The organism is Parvularcula bermudensis HTCC2503 (assembly GCF_000152825.2).
In the GTDB taxonomy this organism is placed as follows: Bacteria; Pseudomonadota; Alphaproteobacteria; order Caulobacterales; family Parvularculaceae; genus Parvularcula; species Parvularcula bermudensis.
The window spans coordinates 1,944,756-1,961,501 of record NC_014414.1 but is presented as its reverse complement, the minus strand read 5'-3'; the positions used below and the strand labels follow the sequence as shown (position 1 = coordinate 1,961,501).

The window sequence follows — 16,746 nt, the reverse complement described above, 5'->3', positions numbered from 1 at the left end:
GGGGCAAGCCGAGATGCGAGCTCAATTCAGCGCGGTTCGACTGGCATCGGCATGTTGGGAGGCGATATCGGCAAAATAGGTGTCGACACCATCGGCAATCGTGCTGGCGATTTTGGCGCGCCAGCGGGGTGATTTCAGATTGGCCTCGTCCGAGGCGTTCGACATGAAAGCAAGCTCGACCAGCACGGCGGGCACATCGGGCGACAGCAAAACGGCCAGTCCCGCCTTGCGGTGGGTGTTATTGACCATCCGCACTTCTCCGGCCATCGCATCGATGATCGTCGTGGCCAAGCGGGCGGATCGGTTCTTGGTGTCGGTATTGGCAAGATCGATCAAGATCGATGAGACCTCAGAGGCTTCGTTTTTCAAGTCCCGATCGAAAACGCGGAAATCCCCGGCACTGACCGCATCCTCGGCCATGCGGCGAGAGCGACTTTCAGACAGGGTATAGACCGACGCCCCGCGGACCGTATCGTTGGGATTGGAATCGGCATGGATCGAGATAAACATATTGGCCTGACGCGCCCGCGCTAGGGTGATGCGATCATCCAACTCCACGTAAGAATCCTCGTCGCGGGTCAGAACCGCGTGATAGCCCCGCGCCGAGAGCACCGTCTGAAGGCGCTTCGCGGTGTCGAAGGTCACGGTCTTTTCCAGTAATCCACTCGGGCCAATCGCGCCGGGGTCCCGCCCCCCATGGCCAGGGTCGATGACGATGGTCAGACGACCATCCTCGTCGCCCGCCGCCACCCGTTGGGCCTCAGGGCGTTGGGGCTTTAGCCCCGGCACCCGGGTCATCCCGGTCATGGCCGTCATGGCCGGCGCCGCCTCCCCCTTAATGGGCGCTGGGGCCGGCGTTCCGGTCACCGTTGCAACGGGAGGGGTCATCTCGGCCAGCCGCCCGACCGCGTCTTTGACCGCCTGCGCATAGACCGCCGAGGGCACATCGTCGAAATCGATGACAAGGCGCCAGTGATCGATCTCCCCCTCCGGCGGCAGAATGAAGTTCCGCTCCGGCAGCGCCGCGCTTGAGAGATGAATAAGCAGGCGACGGTTATCTTCGAGTTTGATCGTCTCGATCAACCCCACCCCCTTGGGCAGATCATCCGCGCCGCTCCAATCGGCCCGCTCGATCACCAGCGCAATGCGATGATCCTCGAGGGGGGCGACCGCATAGGCGGGCTTTGCATCCAAATCGAGCACAAGACGCGTGTGACCGGCCTGATGGTGGCCGATACGCACCTGATCAATGGACGGCGCCGTTGGCTGCTCACTGGCAATCGCCAGAATGCCACAGAACGACAGGACCGCCACCGACCAAAATACGAGCGCACGTTTCATTATTTGTTTCATCCGAGCGACCCAGGGCAAGCAGAACGAGAATCACTAAGTACCAGACTCGGTCCCGCGCGCCCACACCCGCTTTCGGTGCAGCAGGACCCTTAACGCCGCTTTAATGACGCGCGGTTAAATTGAATGGGCTGGGGGCCGGGAACGGCTTGGTGCGGGTTGTGTCTTTAAAACAATAGGCGCACAGTACGTTCTCAGATGGCGGATTGACCGTTATCCCCCAGTTTCCTGAGCGGTCCTGTGACTCTACGCATATGGGTCTGCTCATTGGATATCCCGACCGGATGCTTCTGCGGTCGGGCGGCATGAAGCGGCCCTGCGCCCTCGCAAGAGGGGGGCGGCGACGAGCCGGAGATCGAAGCGTAAAAGTGGCCGTGAGGGTCCGACGATCGATTTTCGGTTGGTTGGCCTGGGCCACTCCGTTTTTCCCCCGCTTATGCCGGGGGCAGTTGGAACCGATGCCATGTTGCCGGCGGCAGTGACCTCTTTTGCTCCTCTCCGTGTTCGATTGACGACGCAGAGCGCAGACGCTCACCCCCAGCGCGCCATGGCCCATTCGTGCGGTCGCCCCTCGTGGCGCCGCGGAGCCCCATTACATGACAAAGAAGATGATGATCGATGCACGGCATCCGGAAGAGACCCGGGTCGCTGTTCTTTCGAACGGAAAAGTCGAAGATTTTGATTTCGAATCCCTCTCGCGCAAACCGCTGAGGGGAAATATCTACCTCGCCCGGGTGACCCGGGTCGAACCTTCATTGCAGGCCGCCTTTATCGAATATGGCGGCAACCGCCATGGCTTTCTGGCCTTCGGAGAAATCCACTCTGATTACTATCAGATCCCCGTTGCCGATCGCGAAGTTCTGAGAGCCGCAGAGGCGCTCGAAGCCGAATTGGCGGCAAAGCTTGCGGATTTTGACCAAGCGGGGGTCGTCGACATCGAGGACGAAGGTGACGTCGTCGATACCCAAGGCGATCTTGAGAGCGAGGACGGAACGTCGTCGACCTCAGCCGCCGACGATGATGACGGCGATAGCGGCGATGACGGTAACCGGTCGTCGGGACGCGGACGGCGGCGGCGGCGAGGCCGACGGCGCGGACGCGGGGCCAGCAAAGCCGATGGTTCCCATGCGGCGAATGACGAGGATGGCGAGGGGTCCGCTGGATCGTCCGCTGATGAGGCAAAAAAGGCCGACACGGCGGATGAGCCCGCTCAGACCCAAGACAGCCCGTCTTCTGAGAAAACCACCGCCTCGACCGCAGATCAGGCCGAGGGAGAAGCCGCGGCCGCCCCTGCTCCTCAAGACGATCAGGGGGACCGCGCCGAGGCCACCAACGAGACCGGCAGTCAGGAAGAAACGGGCAATAAAAGTGTCCCGCTCTCTGCGAAGACCGATTCAAGCGTGACGGCGCCGCTTCCCGATGACGCGGAGAACGAGGCCGGCTCGGCGGATATCACCGACGGATTGGCCGATAGCGAAGTCCTCTCCGATGAAGCCTTAGCGGACGCGGAAAAGAGCGACCCCCCCCTCGCCGACGACGGTAACGCCCCTAGGGCGGAGAAGACCGACCAACCGGTCGCCGATGGCGAAAGCGCCCCATCCGACGATGAGGAATCAGCGGCGGAGGAGCCAAAGGGAAAGGCGAATGACACAGCCCCCTCTCCGGCCTCGGAACAAGCGCAAATTGCGGCCCTTCAAAAGCGCTACGACGAGGCGCGGCGCGAACGGGATCGCCTTTTGCGCAATTATCGCATCCAGGAGGTCATCAAGCGCCGCCAAGTGATGCTGGTGCAGGTCGTCAAAGAGGAGCGCGGCAATAAAGGCGCGGCGCTGACCACCTTCTTGTCCCTGGCCGGTCGCTACGGTGTTTTGATGCCGAACAACGCCCGAGGGGGCGGGGTAAGTCGCAAGATCTCGAACCAGTCCGATCGGCGTCGTCTGCGCAAGGCCATGGCCGAGCTCAATGTCCCGGCGGGACAGGGCCTCATCATCCGCACCGCGGGGGCCAAGCGCACCAAGGCCGAGATCAAGCGCGACTATGATTATCTTGCGCGTCTGTGGGACACGATCAGATCCCAGACCCTGCAATCCGTTGCTCCCTGCCTGATCTATGAGGAAGCCAGCCTCATCAAGCGGGCGATCCGCGACCTCTATGACAAGGATACCGCCGAAATCTTGGTGGAGGGCGAGGACGGCTATCGTGAAGCCAAGGACTTCATGAAAATGCTGATGCCGAGCCACGCCAAGAATGTGCAGCCCTATCGCGAGCAAGAGCCGCTATTCCTGCATTACGGCGTCGAGCGGCAATTGGACGAGATGTATCAGCCTGTCGTGACCCTGAAATCGGGCGGGTATTTGGTCATTCAACAGACCGAAGCGCTGATCTCGATCGATGTGAACTCAGGGAAATCGACAAAGGAGCGCAATGTCGAGGCGACGGCGCTCAAGACCAATTCCGAAGCGGCCGTCGAAGTGGCCCGGCAATGCCGGCTCCGCGACCTCGCCGGGCTGATTGTGGTGGATTTCATCGACATGGATGAGAACCGCAACAATCGGACGGTGGAGAAAAAGTTCAAGGAGGCGCTGAAATCAGATCGCGCCCGCATTCAAGTGGGCTCGATTTCGACCTTTGGCCTTCTTGAGATGTCGCGTCAGCGGCGCCGCTCAGGCATTGTCGATGGCACCACGCGAACATGCCCGACCTGCGACGGGGCGGGCGCTGTGCGCTCGGTGGAAATGGCGGCGCTGCGCATTTTGCGCGCCATCGAAGAAAAAGCGGCGAGCGACAAGGCGGCGAGCGTTACGGCCAGCGCCGCCCTCGATGTCAGCCTCTATATCCTCAATCAAAAGCGCGATTGGCTCAATCAAATCGAAGCCACCTATGGATGTCGGATCACCGTTGAAGGCGATTCAGACAAGAATGGCGATCAATACGAGCTCACTGTCTCTGGTCGTCTGAAAGAGGAAGAAACCCTTCGCCAGGGGTCGAGCGCCGCGGCGGTCGATGCCTCCAGCCTGCTTGAGAATGACGAGCAGCAGGACGATGGGGACACCCCGAAGGAGGCAGCCGCCTCCGACAGTGATGATCCCGAACAAAAGTCCCAGAAAGCCGACGACGAAACCGCCGAGGGCGGTGACGGAAAGCCCAAAAAGCGGCGGCGGCGGCGGCGGAAGCGGAATGCTGATTCGGCCGAGACAAAGGGCGAGACGGAGTCGCGCGCGCCCTCTCAGCCAACTGAGAACGAGACCAAGGACGAGCAGATCGAGGCCGGTGCCGCCGAGCCAAATGCCGGTTCCGTCAAGGATCAGTCACCTCAGCAGGGAGCGGCAGAGGAGCAGGCAGGCACCCAGGTAGACGGGCAGACGGCTGCAAAGGACAAGGACAGCGAGGCCGCTCCGAAACCGGCCCGGCGCCGGAGAAAACCGGCTCAACCGGCCGCCGAAACCGATAGCGGTCCGTCCGATACCGAAAAGGACAGCCCCTCCCCCCAGCAGGCCGCTCCTAGGGCCAAGGCGACAGAGACTGCGGATCAGGAAGCAGGACAGTCCAGCCCCCCCAAAACTGACGCCCCCGCCGACAAGGCCCAGCCGTCAGAACCGCCCCGGGCCGCGGAAACCATTCACGCCCCCCTCGAGGACAGTGCGCAAGGGGAGGACAAACCCGCTCCCAAACGCGGCGGCTGGTGGCAACGGGCCTTTGGCAATAAGACCTGAAGAACGAGGATGACGGCCTGAACCGGGCCGTCATCTGAAGGTCAAGGACGACCAGGCGGCGGTGTGGCGCGCAGCTTACGCGCAATTCACGGCCGCCCCCGGTGCCGTGCCCCTCATTCATCCGCTACATCCCTATCGGGGAATACTGGGCTTAAGGAGATCGGTCATGACGGCGCGCCCGTTCCGCACCCTTTCGATCATTGTTGCGTGCTTCTCGTGGGCCCTCTCCACCGCCGCAGCGCAATCCCTTCTTCGGGATGCTGAGATCGAACTCTTCCTCGAAGATCTATCGACGCCGCTGCTCGAGGCGGCGGGCCTCCAGCCGGAGGCCGTCTCCCTCTATCTCGTGGGGGACAATTCCCTGAATGCCTTTGTGGCGGGGGGGCAGAATATCTTCATTCACACCGGGCTGCTGACGGCGGCCGATACGCCCAATCAGATTGAAGGGGTGATCGCCCACGAAATTGGCCACATTGCCGGGGGCCACCTGCAACGCGGCGCCGATGTCATGGCCACGGCCAGTCGTCCTGTCCTGTTGAGCCTTGTCCTCGGGGCGGCCGCCATTGCCGCCGGCGCGCCCCCCGAAGCCGGTATCGCCATCAGTGGTCTTGGACAGCGGGTCGCCCTTGGCGACATCCTCGCCCACAGCCGCGGACAGGAAGCGTCGGCCGATCAGGCGGCCGTTACCTATCTCGAAGCGACGGGACAATCTGGCCAGGGCTTGGTTGAGTTTTTTGGGAAATTGGCGAACCGCCAGCTCGCCTCGTCACGCAATGTCGATCCCTATCTCTTGACCCACCCCTTGGCGATTCGGCGGATCAATGCCCTGCGCGACAAGGTGCAGGGTCTTGAGCATTATGACAGCGCCGACAGCGAAGACGAAATCATCCGCTTGCAGATGATACAGGGCAAGATCCTGGGGTTCATGCAAGACCCCTACATTACCTTAAGGACCTATCCCTTGAGCGATAAAAGCGCCCCCGCGCGATACGCTCGGGCGGTCGCCTATTACCGGAAAAGTGAGCTTGAGCGCGGCTTGAAGGAAATTGACAGTCTGATCGATGAACAGCCGGACAATCCCTATTTCGCTGAGCTGAAGGGACAAATGCTGTTCGAACACGGTCAGATCGCCGAAAGTGTCGTCCCCCATCGTCGCTCGGTCGCCCTCGCCCCAGGTGTCGCTCTGTTCAAGATCAATCTCGGCCGCGCCCTCGTTGCCCTTGAGCGGGAGGGAGACATGGACGAAGCGGTGGAGGTTCTGAAATCAGGCCTCGCCCTGGAGCCGGATAATGGATTTGGCTGGTCCGAACTTGCCCGCGCCTATGCCGCTCTCGGTCGCGACGATCTGGCGAGTCTGGCCCAGGCGCAGGCCTTCTTTTCCTATGGCAACGAAGCCCAAGCCCACCGCTTTGCGACCCGGGCGAGCGAGAAACTGGAACCCGGCACCCCCGAACATCTACAAGCCCTCGATATCATTGCCGCAACCGTCGAGACAGCGCGACGGGCGCGGGCGGAGGGAAGTCCTTCCCGCATGAATTGATCTGCCCCTTTCCGCCGGCCAGCCCCATGGCGCCCCGGCGCCACGCTCCTCTTTCTTCGGGCGACTTCCGTAAACGGGCTTTGAGCTCGGCGACCAGCTGTCATAAGAGCCAAGTAAGAGGAGAATGTCTGATGGTCATGCTTGTCCGCCCTACCCAGCCCCTGTTGGCCGTTTTGGGCGCTGTGGTCCTCTCCGCCTCGTGCTCGGCGCAATCCCCGGAAGAGGCGGACAGCCCTTCGCCCGCAAGTCAGGTCACCGTCGACGCGGATTTTGCGGCGAAGGTCGAAGCTTATCTGCTCGAGAATCCTGAAATCATCATCGAGTCGGTCGAGCGATATCGGATCGACCAGGAACGACTTGCCGCTGCGATGGCGCAGGAAAGCGCGCGGGATCTGGTTCCCGCCCTTCTGACGACACAGGCGGGACACATCATGCCCGCCGAGGGGGAGGCCGAGGTGATTGTCGTCGAATTCTTCGACTACAATTGCGGTTTTTGTCGCCGCGCGACGGATTTCGTTTTCACCCTCAAGGAGGAAACGCCAGAAATGACCCTGGTCCTCCAAGAATTACCGGTGACCCACCCTGACAGCCGAGGATCGGCAAAGGTCGCGCTGAATTATGCCGGGACAGCGGATTACGTGCCCCTTCACCGGGCGCTGATGGGAGAGAGCGGCGTGATCGACGCCCAGCGGGCGCTGGATATCGCCCATTCCCTCGATCTCGCCACGCCGAGCTCGACCGGCGAGGACGGCAGCGCCGCGACGGACAGTTTTGACGAGCCTCTCGATCAATCCCTCAGCATCGCAGAGCAATTGGGGGTCGACGGGACCCCCGCTTTCCTCATCGCCTCCCCCGACGGGTCCTTCGTCCGTACGGTCAGCGGCTTCGACCCCGACGCCGTGCGCACAGCGATCGCCACCGCCCTTGAGACCAACGGCTAGAGGATCCCATGGGCCCCTCCCCCCTTTCCCCGCATCTGACCCCTCGAGAAGGCATAATCACCGAAATGGTGACCGTGGGGGAGATGTCCTTTGAGGTGGATATGTGCGGTGGGGGAGACACCCTCGCCCTTTGCCTCCACGGCTTCCCGGAGCATAATTTTGCATGGCGCTATCAATTGCCTGCCCTTGCCCAGATGGGATATCGCGTGTGGGCCCCCAATCTGCGGGGGTATGGGCGAACGACCCGGCCCGATGGGGTGGCCGCTTATGGTCTCGATCACCTGCTTGACGACATCGCCAGGCTGATCGATGCGAGCGGCGCGAAACGAACCGTCCTGATCGCCCATGATTGGGGCGGGATCATCGCCTGGACCTTCGCCGCGCTCCAGCTACGGCCCCTCCACAAATTCGTCGCGATGAATATTCCGCACCCCAATGCGTTGCTCAAGACCCGTACCTTGGAGCAGGCGCTGAAAAGCTATTACATCCTTTTGTTTCAGATCCCCCGCCTCCCCGAGCTCGCCCTCACGGCGAATCGGGCGGGGCTGATCCGCCGTATCTTTCAGCTGTCGAGCACGAAGCCTGAGATGTTCCCCAAGGAAGTGACCGACATTTTCCGCGAGAACGTCCTCGACCCCGGGGCGATCACCGCCATGCTGAATTACTATCGCGCGTTTTTCCGTCATCCCTTATCTGCCCACGGACGGATGAAGGATCTGCCGAAAATCATCACCCCTTCGCTGTTGATTTGGGGGGAAAAAGACCTCGCCCTGACGAAAAAGAGCGCCCTTAACAGCGCCGACTATGTCGAGGATCTGCAATATGCCTTCCTGCCCGACGGCTCTCACTGGATCCAACAGGAACGGCCAGACGAAGTGAACGCGGCGATGAAGGCGTTTTTAGGGCCCGCGCCTAAATAAGGCCGGCCAATGGACTTGAAGGGTCGGCATAGCGCCGCTTTTCCATGCGTCCGGCAAGATACGCTTGCCGCCCCGCAATCACGGCATGCTTCATGGCCTCAGCCATCAAAAGGGGGTCCTTCGCCTCGGCAATCGCCGTGTTCAACAGGACCGCATCACACCCAAGCTCCATGGCGATCGTCGCATCTGAGGCCGTTCCCACGCCGGCATCGACGAGAACGGGGACGGTCGACTGCTCCACGATGAGGCGAATATTCACCGGGTTCTGAATGCCAAGTCCCGAGCCGATCGGCGCGCCGACAGGCATGATCGCCGCTGCACCGGCCTCCTCGACCCGCTTTGCCATGACCGGGTCGTCAGAGCAGTAGACCATGACCTCGAACCCTTCCTTCTTGAGCAGCTCAAGGGCCCGAAGCGTTTCGATCATATCCGGATAAAGCGTTTTCTTATCGGACAGCACTTCGAGCTTCACCAGCGACCATCCTCCCGCTTCTCGGGCCAGGCGCAGGGTGCGAATCGCCTCCTCCGCGGTGAAGCAGCCCGCGGTATTGGGCAAAAACGTGAACTCCTTGGGGGACAGATAATCGACGAGCAGCGGCTGGTCAGGATCGGTCAGGTTCACCCGACGAACGGCGACGGTGACGATTTCAGCGCCTGCCGCCCGGGCGGCCTCTGCATTTTGCTGATAGGATTGATATTTCCCGGTGCCGACGATCAGTCGGGACGTATAGGTCGTGCCGGCGATCGTCAGGGGCGTGTCATTGACCGTCATTACCCGCCTCCCACGAAATGAACGATTTCGATCTGATCCCCCTCCGAGATCGGCGCGGTGGCGTAGGTCGATTTCGGCACGATTTCCCGATTTCGCTCAACCGCCACCTTGGCGGGAGGGAGGTTCAACTCCTCAACCAGCATCGCAACCGTCGTGGCGGCCGTCGCTCGCCTTTGACCGTTAATCGTGATGCTCAGCCCTGGCGATTGGAACTCTTGTTGCATGCCCATGACCTATGGAGCGTGGAGAGAGGGCGCAAGCACCGATGTAGAAGGCTGAAGACAATCGGCTTCACCTGATTGCGGCATGAGGAGCATCGCGTTAGAGCTTTCCATTAGTTGAACTGATCTCATTTGGGAAAAGCAGGCTGGTAGATGGGCAGTAGTAAAGAAATCGAAGAAGATCTCGAAGCCATCCGGGCGATGGCGCATGTGTTGAAAGAAACCGGCCTCACGGAAATTGAGATCGAACGGGGGCAAGCCCGTCTTAGGGTGGCCAAGACGGCGACGACGGTTGCGGCCCAGATGGCTGCGCCCGCGGCGATGCCGGCGGCAGCGCCTGTGCCGGAGAGCGGAGGCGCAAGCCCGGCCCCGGCGGCGGAACCGGACCCCGCCAACCACCCAGGAGCGGTCACCTCGCCGATGGTGGGCACGGCCTATCTGTCGCCGTCCCCCGAGGCCAACCCGTTTGTCAGCGAAGGGGCGAGCGTCAAGCAGGGCGATACCCTGATGATCGTCGAAGCCATGAAGACGATGAACGAAATCAAGTCACCCCGATCCGGCACAGTGAAAAAAATCCTCGCCGCGGATGCCGAACCCGTGCAGTTTGGCGACGTTTTGATGATTGTTGAGTAGTGTTCGAAAAAGTCCTCATCGCGAACCGGGGCGAAATCGCCCTCAGGGTTCACCGCGCCTGTAAAGAGCTCGGTATACAAACCGTCGCCGTCCATTCGACCGCCGACGCCAACGCCATGCATGTCCGCCTCGCCGACGAAAGCGTCTGCGTCGGCCCGCCCGCGGCCAAGGACAGCTATCTCAACATTGCCTCGATCATCGCGGCGGCGGAGATTACCGGCGCCGACGCCATCCATCCTGGCTATGGCTTCCTGTCGGAAAATGCGAAATTCGCCGACATCATTGCCGCCCACAATATCACGTTTATCGGCCCTTCAGCGGACCATATCCGGGTGATGGGCGACAAGATCACCGCCAAGGAAACCGTCGGCCGGGTCGGGATCCCGCTGGTGCCGGGGTCCGATGGGGCCGTGGAGACCATGGAAGACGCCCTGAAGGTGGGAAAAGAGATCGGCTTCCCCCTCCTCGTCAAAGCCTCCTCCGGCGGCGGCGGGCGCGGCATGAAACTCGCCGAAACGGAAGCCGACCTGGAGCGGGCCATTTCCACCGCCAAGGCCGAGGCGAAATCGGCCTTCGGCGACGATGCGGTCTATCTGGAGAAATATCTCGTTCAGCCACGCCATATCGAGATCCAGATTGCGGCTGACTCCCACGGCAATGTGATCCATCTGGGGGAGCGGGACTGCTCCTTACAGCGGCGCCACCAAAAGGTGCTGGAAGAAGCCCTGTCCCCGGCCCTGAGCCCCGAACAGCGGGCGGAGATCGGCGAGATCACGCGCGCCGCCATTGAGAAACTTGGCTATCTCGGCGTCGGCACCGTCGAATATCTCTACGAAAACGGGCAATTCTACTTTATCGAGATGAATACCCGCCTGCAGGTGGAACATCCGATTACCGAACAAGTGACCGGCGTCGATTTGGTGCGGGAGCAAATTCGCATCGCGGCGGGTGAGAAATTATCCTTGACCCAAAAAGACGTGACCTTTTCCGGCCACGCCATCGAGTGTCGGATCAATGCGGAGGATCCGAAAACCTTCGTCCCGTCACCCGGAAAGATTATCGATTATCACCAACCCGGCGGCCCGGGCGTGCGGTTCGATAGCGCCGTCTATGACGGCTATACGATCCCCCCATTCTACGATTCGATGATCGGGAAGCTGATCGTCTTCGGGGACGATCGGGATCATTGCATTGCGCGGTTGCGCAGGGCCTTGGCGGAAACGGCGCTGACCGGGGTGAAAACAACCGTGCCCCTGTTTGCGGATCTCATCGATGACGAGGCGTTCCAGGCAGGGGATTACCATATCCACTGGCTGGAGGAATGGCTCGCCGAAAGCGAGTGAGGGGATCACTCCCCCTCACCCTCGCAACAAAGGTGACAATGGGCCGGATCGCTATGGCGATCGGCTTGGCCCCGGTCCTCTTACTGGCCCCGCCCTGGTACGGGGTCTTTATTTTGCTGATGATCGCGGCGACCGATGTCCTTGACGGACATTTGGCCCGCCGACGGGGAGAGGTCACCGCCCTTGGCGCCGCCCTCGATCCGATTGCGGATAAACTCGTCGCGATTGCCGCGCTGAGCGCCTATATCGCCGATGGCCGGATTGAAGGGATCCATCTTATCCCCGCCCTTGCGATCCTCTTTCGCGAGGCCCTGGTTGCGGGGTTGCGCGAGGCCGCGGCCGGCAAAGTCGCCCTGCCGGTCAGTCGCGCCGCCAAGCTCAAAACAGCTCTTCAGTTTGTCGCCTTCAGCATCCTCGCCGTCCCTCAGGCCGCGAGCGTTGGCCTTGCCCTGCTATGGGTTGCCGGGGGGCTGACGCTGATCACCGGCGGCAGCTATCTCAGGCTGTTTGTCCAAAAACTGTGAGCTTGGCCGCCAGTTGAGGGCGGTTGCGCTCCTTCGGCGCCTGCTGTGCAGTGCCGATATAGACAAATCCCGCAATGGCTTCGCCGGAGCTCATCTCAAAGGCCTTGCGTATCGTCGGGTCGTAGGCAGGCCATTCGGTAAGCCACTGCGCCGCCCACCCCGCAGCGTTCGCCGCGATGAGCAGGGTTTGGCAGACAGCGCCGGCCGTCAGGGTTTGCTCCCATACCGGGGTGCGATGATCGGGATTCGGCGAAGAAATGACGGCGACGATGACCGGCGCCCGGAAAGCCAGGGCGGCGGCCTCCTCCTCAGACTTCCCCCTTGCGTCCTCCGCCCTCTCGCCCTTCCCGACGGCTATTTTGAGCGTCTCGGCAAAGGCGGCTCGCCCCTCCCCCATCATCAGTACAAAGCGGAAAGGTTCGACCTGCCGATGATCCGGCACCCTTGAGGCGATCGTCAACAATGCCGACACCGCCTCGGGGGTGGGGCCGGGCTCTCCTAAGGTCTTGGCCGGTGTCGACCGTCTCAACTGAAGCAGCTTGAGGGTTTCCGGCGACGGATGAGCTGAAGCGAGGGGGTCGCCGAAGGCAGGTGGGGGCAATATTTCCATATATAACAAATGGGGTGCCCCCCTGCCCTGCCAAGGGTCACGCATGACGAGAGCGCGCCACGCGGCAGATTAAAGGCCGGTTTTGGGTTTGACCGCCGCCCAATCGGCATCCCTAAGATCGATATATTCGAGCCGTTCGGCAAGTCGGCCCGATCCGGCGCCGAGCCCCTCGAGCTTTTCGAGGGCGGGGATCGGATCGCCGCCCGGCAGGCGGGCGGTGAAATCGTTGCGGAACCGCAGATCGAAGCGACGATCCCCCACCGACAAGATGACCGCAACGCGGGCGCGCAGTTCAGGGAATTGCGCCAGGGCGTCGAGCAGCGGCGAGGCGGCGGCGGGCCGATCCGTCCCCGCGATCACCGGCAAATCCGTGTGAGCGGTCGGTGAGACGGCGGAGAGGACCCGACCGGTACGGTCGACGACGTAATATTCCCCAGCTTCATTCTGCCACAGGGCATCGGCCTGACGCTCCGTGATCGACACATGAACGGTATTGGGCAGGAGCCGCTGAACGGCGGCATGTTCGACCCAGCCGATCTCCTCGACCCGAGCACGGGCGGCGGGCAGGTCGACATGTAAAACAGAGCGTCCGAGAATACTGCCCCGTACCGGATCGCGTAGCGCCCCCATAATGTCCCGATGAGCGATATACTCTCCGCCTTCGAGGCTGACCCTTGTGACATCGAGCCCGACGGCGCGGCTGATTTTTTCCGTGAGCAGACCGATGCGTTCGCCGGGATTGGCGAAATAGCCCCCGGCCAGCATCATGATGAAGACAACCGCGACCAGGCCAAGCAAGGAGAGAACAAAGAGCGACGCGATATTCGATGTCGCCTCGGCCAGCACACTCCCCACCCGCTCGGTCAGCGTTTGAGGCTTTCGCTTACCACGGCGTCGCCGCGGTGAGGTCTTCTTCGCTCGGGCTTTCACCGGAGGCATGAGGCATCCTCGATCATCCACCGCACCAGGGCACCGAAATCGATGCCGGCCGCCGCTGCCTGTTCGGGAGAGAGCGACGTGGGGGTCATCCCTGGTTGGGTATTCACCTCCAGGATAAACAGACCATTAACGCCTGACCGGTCATCCCAACGAAAGTCGACTCTGCTGAGCCCCCGACAGCCAAGCGCCTGGACCGCTTTTAAGGACTGAGCCTTGACGGCGTCCGCCACCTCCTCGGGAATATCCGCCGGGAGGACATGGGTCGATCCGCCTTCGGCATATTTCGACTCAAAATCGTAAAAGGTATTCTTGGGAACGATCTCGGTCACCCCAAGGGCGACGGCCCCAAGGACGGAGACCGTCAACTCCCGACCGGGAATGAATGTCTCGACCAACGCCTCCGTCCCAAAGAGATCCGCATCCAGATCCTCCGTCTTTGGGGCGACCTCTTGCTCGCTCATGACGATATTCACCCCAAAGGAGGAGCCATCGCCGATCGGTTTCAGCACGTAAGGCGCCGCCATCGGATGGCGGCCGGTAAGCGAATTGAGAGGCAGCGTGCGCCCCTCCGGCACTTTAAGGCCCGCCTGGGCGAGAACCATCTTCGCCCGCGGCTTGTTCATACAGAGAGCTGAGCTGAGAACCCCCGAATGGGTGTAAGGAATATTGAGGATCTCCAAGAGCCCCTGGACCCGACCATCCTCACCAAAGGGGCCGTGCAGCGCATTGAAGACCGCATCCGGCCCCAGCCGATCAAAGCTTGCAGGCAAGACCGTCGCCAGATCGCGACCGACATCGATCTCCTCGACAGAGTACCCCTCGTCACGCAACGCGTCAGCCGCCGTCGCCCCGGAGATCAGGCTGATCTCTCGTTCCGAACACCAGCCCCCTTTAAGGACAACGATGCGCCGGAATTCTTTCATTGCGGGTCTCCTACACGCTTAATTTCCCACTCAAGCTCCACGCCGAAGCGATCCTTCACATCGCGCCTTATCCCCTCGCCCAACGCTTCGAGATCGGCGGCCGTAGCCGCCCCGCGGTTGATCATGAAATTGGCGTGAAGGTCCGACATTTGCGCATCGCCGACAACCCGTCCTCTTGCGCCGATAGCATCGATCAATTGCCAGGATGACCGCCCCTCGCTGCGCGAGGGGTCGGGGTTTTTGAAGGTCGAGCCACCCGTGCGCGATTTGATCGGCTGGGTCGCCTCCCGCTTTGCCATGATGTCCGCCATCCGCGCCTCAATCCTTGCAGGATCGCCCTCCTGGCCCTCGAACACCGCCGAGACGACGATCCAATCGGGGGGAAGGGATGATCGCCGATAGGAAAATCCCATCTCCTCAGCGGTCATCAGGTGACGGTTTCCGCGCCGGTCGAGGACCGTCGCCTCTACGAGAACGTCCTTGGTCTCTCCGCCATAGGCCCCCGCATTCATTCGCAGCGCCCCGCCGATCGAGCCGGGGATGCCCCGGTAAAATTCGAGGCCGGTAATCCCCGCCCGACCCGCCGCCTTCGCCACTGACGCATCGAGGGCCGCCGCCCCCGCCCGCACCCGGCAGCCTTCGACCTCGATGGTGCCAAAGCCCGATCCCAACCGAATGACGGTGCCGCGGATGCCGCCGTCGCGGACCAGCAGATTCGAGCCGATGCCGATAACGCTCAGCGGTTCATCCGCCGGCATGTCGGCCAGAAACGCGCTCAATTCCGCTTCTGTATTGGGAAGAAACAATCGGTCCGCCGGCCCGCCGACCCTGAGCCAGGTATAGGGCGCCAGGGGTGCATCGGTCAGCAGCTTGCCGCCCCCGCTCATACCTCCGTCAGCTCCTTAGACAGGGTCGCGGCGTGCTTGGTGATGTCCCCGGCGCCAAGGCAAATGACCACATCGCCATCCTGTAATTCATCCCGAAGACGCTGGCTTAAGCCCCCCCATGCCTCGATCACCTCAACCCCACGGTGGCCGTGGCGGGCAATGCCATCGGCCAGGGCGCGTTTGTCCATCCCCTCGATCGGCATTTCGCCCGCCGGATACACATCGCCGACCATCACGAGGTCGGCGTCGTTGAAACAGCCGCAAAAAGCATCAAACAGCTGCTGGAGGCGTGTATAGCGATGGGGCTGCATGACGGCGATCACCCGCCCCCGAGCCACCGTGCGCGCGGCCGACAGGGTCGCGGCAATTTCCACCGGATGATGACCGTAATCGTCAATGATCCGGGCCCCACGGTATTTGCCCACTTCGGTGAACCGTCGGCGAACCCCGCGAAAGCGGGCAAAGCCGTCTCGTATCGCGTCTTCGGGGACCCCCATTTCCCGCGCGACAATCGCCGCGGCGAGCGCGTTTAAGACATTGTGCCGCCCGGGCATGGGCAGCGTGATCCCTTCCAGCCGGACGATATCGTCCTTACGGAAAATAATGTCGAACCGAGATCCTTCTTCGGTGGGGTCGAGATTTTCCGCCCGCACATCGGCCTGCGGGTTAAAGCCATAGGTGATCAGCCGTCGATCCGTCACCCGCCCCACCAGCGCCTGCACCTCGGGGTGGTCAAGACACACAGCGGCGAACCCGTAGAACGGCAAGTTGGCCACGAATTGATCGAATGCCGCCCGAACCCCTGCAAAATCACCATAATGGTCGAGATGTTCAGGGTCGATATTGGTGATGACCCCCACGGTGGCGGGCAAGCGGATAAAGGTCCCATCGCTCTCATCAGCCTCCACCACCATCCAATCGCCGGTGCCCGGCCGGGCGTTCGAGGCGTAATTATTGATGATCCCGCCATTGATGACCGTGGGATCGAGATCGCCGGCATCGAGCAGGCTCCCGATCATCGAGGTCGTTGTCGTTTTTCCATGCGTCCCCGCAACGCACACATTCCATTTGAGGCGCATCAGTTCCGCCAGCATGTCGGCACGGCGAACCACGGGGACGTGGCGCGCGCGCGCCGCGGCCAATTCGGGATTGTCCTGGCCGATCGCCGTCGAGACCACCACGGCGTCGACATTCTCGACATTCGCCGCCCGGTGACCGATCTGAACGCTGATCCCCTGCTCCCGCAGGCGCGCGACCTGGGGGCCGTCCTGAATATCGCTTCCCTGAATACGATAGCCGAGATTGTTCATGATCTCGGCGATGCCGCTCATCCCGATGCCGCCAATGCCGACGAAATGGATGGTGCCGACCGGAAACGGCACATTGATCTTGATGGTCTCGGGGTTGGGCATACGCATGACCGAACAGCT

15 protein-coding genes are annotated in these 16,746 nt (G+C 61.8%); 7 read left to right on the top strand and 8 right to left on the bottom strand.

The window, feature by feature from the left end:
* Window positions 1-21: 21 nt before the first annotated feature.
* A complete protein-coding gene (locus PB2503_RS14045) occupies window positions 22-1,341 on the bottom strand; it encodes an N-acetylmuramoyl-L-alanine amidase (protein WP_013300986.1) in 1,320 nt (439 codons plus the stop codon).
* A 605-nt stretch (window positions 1,342-1,946) separates the two neighbouring features.
* Here PB2503_RS14045 and PB2503_RS09245 point away from each other — a divergent pair.
* The 4 genes from PB2503_RS09245 to PB2503_RS09230 all read left to right on the top strand — a co-directional run bounded on the left by PB2503_RS09245 (window position 1,947) and on the right by PB2503_RS09230 (window position 8,464).
* Window positions 1,947-5,063: an Rne/Rng family ribonuclease gene (locus PB2503_RS09245; RefSeq protein WP_013300985.1), complete on the top strand. Its 3,117-nt coding sequence runs from the start codon at window positions 1,947-1,949 to the stop codon at window positions 5,061-5,063.
* Between the two features lie 166 nt (window positions 5,064-5,229).
* Window positions 5,230-6,603: a M48 family metalloprotease gene (locus PB2503_RS09240; RefSeq protein WP_013300984.1), complete on the top strand. Its 1,374-nt coding sequence runs from the start codon at window positions 5,230-5,232 to the stop codon at window positions 6,601-6,603.
* A gap of 131 nt (window positions 6,604-6,734) precedes the next feature.
* A complete protein-coding gene (locus PB2503_RS09235) occupies window positions 6,735-7,544 on the top strand; it encodes a DsbA family protein (protein ID WP_013300983.1) in 810 nt (269 codons plus the stop codon).
* 8 nt (window positions 7,545-7,552) lie between these two features.
* Window positions 7,553-8,464 (top strand): alpha/beta fold hydrolase, encoded by a 912-nt coding sequence (locus PB2503_RS09230; protein ID WP_013300982.1) that lies wholly within the window; start codon window positions 7,553-7,555, stop codon window positions 8,462-8,464.
* Here PB2503_RS09230 and PB2503_RS09225 read toward each other — a convergent pair.
* Window positions 8,457-9,236 (bottom strand): thiazole synthase, encoded by a 780-nt coding sequence (locus PB2503_RS09225; protein WP_013300981.1) that lies wholly within the window; start codon window positions 9,234-9,236, stop codon window positions 8,457-8,459. The two genes, PB2503_RS09230 and PB2503_RS09225, sit on opposite strands and share 8 nt — an antisense overlap.
* Window positions 9,236-9,460: a sulfur carrier protein ThiS gene (gene thiS / locus PB2503_RS09220; protein ID WP_013300980.1), complete on the bottom strand. Its 225-nt coding sequence runs from the start codon at window positions 9,458-9,460 to the stop codon at window positions 9,236-9,238. The genes PB2503_RS09225 and thiS overlap by 1 nt, the downstream gene beginning before the upstream one ends.
* Before the next feature lie 150 nt (window positions 9,461-9,610).
* Here thiS and accB point away from each other — a divergent pair, with 150 nt between their 5' ends.
* From accB to PB2503_RS09205, 3 genes are read left to right on the top strand one after another with little or no spacing between them, the layout of a single operon-like run.
* Entirely contained in the window at window positions 9,611-10,090 is a 480-nt protein-coding gene (gene accB, locus PB2503_RS09215; RefSeq protein WP_013300979.1) for an acetyl-CoA carboxylase biotin carboxyl carrier protein, read from the top strand.
* Complete coding sequence (accC, locus tag PB2503_RS09210; protein ID WP_013300978.1) at window positions 10,090-11,433, top strand: acetyl-CoA carboxylase biotin carboxylase subunit; 1,344 nt, start codon at window positions 10,090-10,092, stop codon at window positions 11,431-11,433. The genes accB and accC overlap by 1 nt, the downstream gene beginning before the upstream one ends.
* Window positions 11,412-11,957, top strand: coding sequence for a CDP-alcohol phosphatidyltransferase family protein (locus PB2503_RS09205; RefSeq protein WP_083811037.1), 546 nt, complete (start codon window positions 11,412-11,414; stop codon window positions 11,955-11,957). Before accC ends, PB2503_RS09205 begins: the two co-directional genes overlap by 22 nt.
* Here the strand turns inward: PB2503_RS09205 and PB2503_RS09200 are convergent.
* The 5 genes from PB2503_RS09200 to murC all read right to left on the bottom strand — a co-directional run bounded on the left by PB2503_RS09200 (window position 11,932) and on the right by murC (window position 16,734).
* Window positions 11,932-12,558 carry a nitroreductase family protein gene (locus PB2503_RS09200; protein WP_158305841.1) on the bottom strand — a complete coding sequence of 209 codons (627 nt, stop codon included), beginning with the start codon at window positions 12,556-12,558 and terminating at the stop codon, window positions 11,932-11,934. The two genes, PB2503_RS09205 and PB2503_RS09200, sit on opposite strands and share 26 nt — an antisense overlap.
* Window positions 12,559-12,636: 78 nt before the next feature.
* Window positions 12,637-13,506 carry a cell division protein FtsQ/DivIB gene (locus PB2503_RS09195; RefSeq protein WP_013300975.1) on the bottom strand — a complete coding sequence of 290 codons (870 nt, stop codon included), beginning with the start codon at window positions 13,504-13,506 and terminating at the stop codon, window positions 12,637-12,639.
* Entirely contained in the window at window positions 13,494-14,429 is a 936-nt protein-coding gene (locus tag PB2503_RS09190; protein WP_013300974.1) for a D-alanine--D-alanine ligase, read from the bottom strand. Before PB2503_RS09190 ends, PB2503_RS09195 begins: the two co-directional genes overlap by 13 nt.
* A complete protein-coding gene (gene murB, locus PB2503_RS09185; protein WP_013300973.1) occupies window positions 14,426-15,316 on the bottom strand; it encodes a UDP-N-acetylmuramate dehydrogenase in 891 nt (296 codons plus the stop codon). The genes PB2503_RS09190 and murB overlap by 4 nt, the downstream gene beginning before the upstream one ends.
* Window positions 15,313-16,734 carry a UDP-N-acetylmuramate--L-alanine ligase gene (murC, locus tag PB2503_RS09180; protein ID WP_013300972.1) on the bottom strand — a complete coding sequence of 474 codons (1,422 nt, stop codon included), beginning with the start codon at window positions 16,732-16,734 and terminating at the stop codon, window positions 15,313-15,315. Before murC ends, murB begins: the two co-directional genes overlap by 4 nt.
* Between the last annotated feature and the right edge of the window lie 12 nt (window positions 16,735-16,746).

What these genes read in the sequence shown, in the direction of transcription:
- PB2503_RS14045 (WP_013300986.1), bottom strand. Translation starts at nt 1,341, where the DNA reads ATGAAACGTGCGCTCGTATTTTGGTCGGTGGCGGTCCTGTCGTTCTGT.
- PB2503_RS09245 (WP_013300985.1), top strand. Translation starts at nt 1,947, where the DNA reads ATGACAAAGAAGATGATGATCGATGCACGGCATCCGGAAGAGACCCGG.
- PB2503_RS09240 (WP_013300984.1), top strand. Translation starts at nt 5,230, where the DNA reads ATGACGGCGCGCCCGTTCCGCACCCTTTCGATCATTGTTGCGTGCTTC.
- PB2503_RS09235 (WP_013300983.1), top strand. Translation starts at nt 6,735, where the DNA reads ATGGTCATGCTTGTCCGCCCTACCCAGCCCCTGTTGGCCGTTTTGGGC.
- PB2503_RS09230 (WP_013300982.1), top strand. Translation starts at nt 7,553, where the DNA reads ATGGGCCCCTCCCCCCTTTCCCCGCATCTGACCCCTCGAGAAGGCATA.
- PB2503_RS09225 (WP_013300981.1), bottom strand. Translation starts at nt 9,236, where the DNA reads ATGACGGTCAATGACACGCCCCTGACGATCGCCGGCACGACCTATACG.
- thiS (WP_013300980.1), bottom strand. Translation starts at nt 9,460, where the DNA reads ATGCAACAAGAGTTCCAATCGCCAGGGCTGAGCATCACGATTAACGGT.
- accB (WP_013300979.1), top strand. Translation starts at nt 9,611, where the DNA reads ATGGGCAGTAGTAAAGAAATCGAAGAAGATCTCGAAGCCATCCGGGCG.
- PB2503_RS09205 (WP_083811037.1), top strand. Translation starts at nt 11,412, where the DNA reads ATGGCTCGCCGAAAGCGAGTGAGGGGATCACTCCCCCTCACCCTCGCA.
- PB2503_RS09195 (WP_013300975.1), bottom strand. Translation starts at nt 13,506, where the DNA reads ATGCCTCCGGTGAAAGCCCGAGCGAAGAAGACCTCACCGCGGCGACGC.
- PB2503_RS09190 (WP_013300974.1), bottom strand. Translation starts at nt 14,429, where the DNA reads ATGAAAGAATTCCGGCGCATCGTTGTCCTTAAAGGGGGCTGGTGTTCG.
- murB (WP_013300973.1), bottom strand. Translation starts at nt 15,316, where the DNA reads ATGAGCGGGGGCGGCAAGCTGCTGACCGATGCACCCCTGGCGCCCTAT.
- murC (WP_013300972.1), bottom strand. Translation starts at nt 16,734, where the DNA reads ATGCGTATGCCCAACCCCGAGACCATCAAGATCAATGTGCCGTTTCCG.